Source organism: Nostoc flagelliforme FACHB-838, from assembly GCF_014698065.1.
GTDB classification, from domain to species: domain Bacteria; phylum Cyanobacteriota; class Cyanobacteriia; order Cyanobacteriales; family Nostocaceae; genus Nostoc; species Nostoc flagelliforme_B.
In genome coordinates this window covers 1-3155 of sequence record NZ_JACJSI010000554.1, presented here as the reverse complement: position 1 = coordinate 3155, position 3155 = coordinate 1, and the positions used below count along the sequence as shown (strand labels likewise).

Sequence of the window (3155 nt, the reverse complement as noted above, 5' to 3'; positions counted from 1 at the left end):
CGCTACCGTAGGGAAAGGGCTTTCACCTCAGCACTTGAGGGGTAGGATTTACACCTACATTATTAATCAGTTGTCTAGGCTTGAACCTAGCAGTCAATCCCCTAGACCCATACGGGTACTAGTTTCTGACTAACGAATCGCACCCCAAAACGGCTTATATGGGTTGGTTGCTTTCACCAGTCCATTAACGCCCATAGCTGGGTCACGCACTACTTGGCGCGGCATTCCTTCTAACTGCCACTGTGACCAATAAAAGGGGGTCATGCGAAATGGTCTGTTATTCTTGTCCTGACATACCAATTTTTTCTGGGGAGTCCGAACGCAGAAATAAATGCGGTCGCTTGATTCCCCTTTCCAAGCCATCGCAGCCGAGCTAATTCCCACAGTCAGACTCAGCCCAATTGCCACGGCTTTCTTGTCCATCGGCAATTGACCAAACCACAGCATTAAACCCGATTGTTGCGACTCGGATAAAGTTTTATGTTTCTCAGATAGATAATTCATTTACCTCTTTTACCACCAAATAGAAAAAGCATTAATATCGCTAGAAATATGCCCACTCCTGCACCATCCATCCAACTTGAAGATTCAGCAGTTTTGGCTTATAAACCGACTCAATTGAAGTATTAGCTGTTTGTGTGGAAGTCCGAGCTTCATTCCATTCACCCAACGGGTCAGAAAGCGCACATAATAACGCTAACGATGCACTGCAACCAGTCATTAAATTAGTAACGAAATTATTAAACCCTTCACCTGTTGCAGTGGCAGTAAAATACAAGTGTGCAGTACCCACAGCAAGAAACATTCCAACTGGGTGAACTTGCAATAGGTGAAAAGTGAAAATAACTGCACTATTCAAGCAACTGTCAGCGACAATCTCACAAGCATTACCAGCACGTCTAAATGTTCTACCTCTGTTATTTTCTGGTAATGGTTGCGGTTGTGATGGTTGCTCAATTTTCTGTTGTTGTGGAGTCTGTGCCAGCCCTTCAAATGAAAAAGGGCTGACGCTATGAGGATCTTCATTTCGTTTCCTTACTAGCATCAGCCTGTGTCCTTTCAACTAATAATTATCGGTCGCCTAACTTCTGCCACAAGTTACCCAACATTGCACCCCAACTGCGAACTGTTCCTGTTGCAGAAACACTTGATGCTGGTGCAGAACTAGTGTGTTGAATTGGTATCACTTCTTGGGGTGCTTGATTGGGTTCTAATGCCCGTGAGCCAAACCTTGCGCGGGCTAAAAGTTGTTGTCGTTTCTCTCTTAATCCCGTAGTAATTGCTTGCCTTTCAGCTTGCACAGTTTGCTTATTTTCTATGCTGCTGATTTTATTTTCATGCCTCCACAATTCTGCTTGCAAATCATGGTGTAATTGGGCTGCAACTTCGGTTAAGGCGTGTTTACGCTTTTGGTCAATTCGCAACAAGTCGGCTCTATCTTGGGCATCTATTTTGCCCATCTCTGAATCAAACTCGGAGTTAAGTTTACGAATTTTGGCGATAGCACCCGCAACGTGAGAGCCGTATTGTTTACGAAGCTCTGTCCAAGTTACCTGACCTTTTGTTAACTTCTCCATTGCCTCAAAGACGACCTTGGCGTTGTCTAAGAAAGGCTCTAGTCTGTCAGATAATTCTTGGGCATTGTTGGCGTAATCTGCGAACTGTTCGAGTTTATTTATATCTGAAAGATAGCCCAATATATCAGACTCAAACCCTCCCCATGCTTGCGCTTTCTCGTCAATATGGCTTGCATGACCAACTACCGGATTACGTATTGCAAAGTCCATTGCGCTATTCTCCTAATAAGGTATTAAGTCGTAGTCGATATCACCATCAGAGTCAGGCACTTCATTCCAGTAACCCATCTCTTCAAATCGGCTATAAATTCTCGTTGCCAGTTGCCTTACGGGGTCGTCAAAATCATCAGAGATTAAATCAAATCGGTTAGAACCAAACGCCAAGATATTTGCAATGTCAGGGTCAATACCGTTACCCAAGAATTGACCAAATGCAGCAGAGTATGGATGATCATCAATGGTTTCATGAGTTGCTAAAAATTCGGTTCCAGTGAAGGGTGGGTAATCTTCACTCTCGAATATTGGTGTGGAGAGTGCCTCAATATCTGCCGAAATCATTACTGCCCACTGTTCAGGATTTTCCACTTTGAATTGCTCTAATCTCAAAGCGCGGTCAGTTAGCGGTGATTTGCCCCAATCGTTGGGATTTCTGTAGTCAAGTGTCATTTGTTAGAATCCTTTTGTACTTTCGTTTTTGCGGCGAGAGATACATCTCAGAGTGGGGCGATTGCAATGATTGGTCGTCGGTGCAATCGCACCAGAGTCAGTTTTCACAAAACTCAACAAGTTCAAAAACCTCCCTCTGCACTTGGTTTTGGTTGAGTCGATGGGGGCTATTATGCCCCGCACCTCTCAGTTAGAACCGAGCGTACCCGTTTCCGTGTACTCGGCTCCCGATATTCTTAGACAAGGTAAGTATTCCTGTATTTTTGCCTATCCCAGAAAGTAAAGCCGCTTTTGGTTTTTACTTTCTTAACTGGTTAACGGGTTTTCGCGCTAGGGGATACTCGAAATACTTTCCCTTATCTTTTGCCCATGTGGTGATAATCGTGGCAGCTTTCGTGTGCCGCTAGAAGGTTTTTAGTCTTCCAGTTGTTGTGATTTCCATCTACGTGGTGTAGGTGTACTCTCTCATCACTAAGCAGTTTTAGTCCGCAATATCCACAAGTATGGTCTTGACGCTTGAGCGCCTTAGAGGATGTTTTAAAAGTCGAAGCGAGTTAAAAATTATGCCAGTCGCCTGACCATAATCCGGATCATCGCAATGTAAATAAAAGTCTCAGAGGTTTCTGGTAGTCGTTCATAATCTTTACTTAAACGTCGACACCAGTTAAGCCAACCAAAAGTTCGCTCAACAACCCAGCGCTTTGGTAAATGGACAAAACCTTTCTTTTCCAATGGTCGAAGCACAATTTCCACAATCCAGCGAAACATATCCATCACCCAACGCATAAATTCTTCACCACGGTATCCGCCGTCCATCCAAATAAGATTTAAACGTTTTACCTGACTGCCTGTATTGTGAACTCGGTTGAGAACTTTTTTCGCTCCTTCTCGTTCTGGAAGACTGGCTGAGGT

Annotated in this window: 5 protein-coding genes and 1 pseudogene; all 6 read right to left on the bottom strand. The window is 44.0% G+C overall.

Annotated elements, in window-relative coordinates; genetic code table 11:
* Nucleotides 1-129: 129 nt before the first annotated feature.
* Nucleotides 130-504, bottom strand: coding sequence for a hypothetical protein (locus tag H6G97_RS48625; RefSeq protein WP_190947457.1), 375 nt, complete (start codon nt 502-504; stop codon nt 130-132).
* Between the two features lie 40 nt (nt 505-544).
* Complete coding sequence (locus H6G97_RS48620; protein ID WP_242056144.1) at nt 545-1045, bottom strand: hypothetical protein; 501 nt, start codon at nt 1043-1045, stop codon at nt 545-547.
* A 25-nt stretch (nt 1046-1070) separates the two neighbouring features.
* On the bottom strand, nt 1071-1787 hold the full coding sequence (locus H6G97_RS48615; RefSeq protein WP_190947456.1) for a hypothetical protein: 717 nt from the start codon (nt 1785-1787) through the stop codon (nt 1071-1073).
* A 12-nt stretch (nt 1788-1799) separates the two neighbouring features.
* Complete coding sequence (locus tag H6G97_RS48610; RefSeq protein ID WP_190947455.1) at nt 1800-2243, bottom strand: hypothetical protein; 444 nt, start codon at nt 2241-2243, stop codon at nt 1800-1802.
* Nucleotides 2244-2599: 356 nt separating this feature from the next.
* Nucleotides 2600-2776, bottom strand: a pseudogene (locus H6G97_RS54375) (HNH endonuclease); the annotation flags it as partial.
* A gap of 28 nt (nt 2777-2804) precedes the next feature.
* Nucleotides 2805-3155, bottom strand: a 351-nt coding sequence (locus H6G97_RS48605) for a transposase (RefSeq protein ID WP_190941080.1), incomplete at its 5' end; no start/stop codon positions are given.

Coding starts and splice junctions, on each gene's coding strand:
- H6G97_RS48620 (WP_242056144.1), bottom strand. CDS start 1,045: ATGCTAGTAAGGAAACGAAATGAAGATCCTCATAGCGTCAGCCCTTTT.
- H6G97_RS48625 (WP_190947457.1), bottom strand. CDS start 504: ATGAATTATCTATCTGAGAAACATAAAACTTTATCCGAGTCGCAACAA.
- H6G97_RS48615 (WP_190947456.1), bottom strand. CDS start 1,787: ATGGACTTTGCAATACGTAATCCGGTAGTTGGTCATGCAAGCCATATT.
- H6G97_RS48610 (WP_190947455.1), bottom strand. CDS start 2,243: ATGACACTTGACTACAGAAATCCCAACGATTGGGGCAAATCACCGCTA.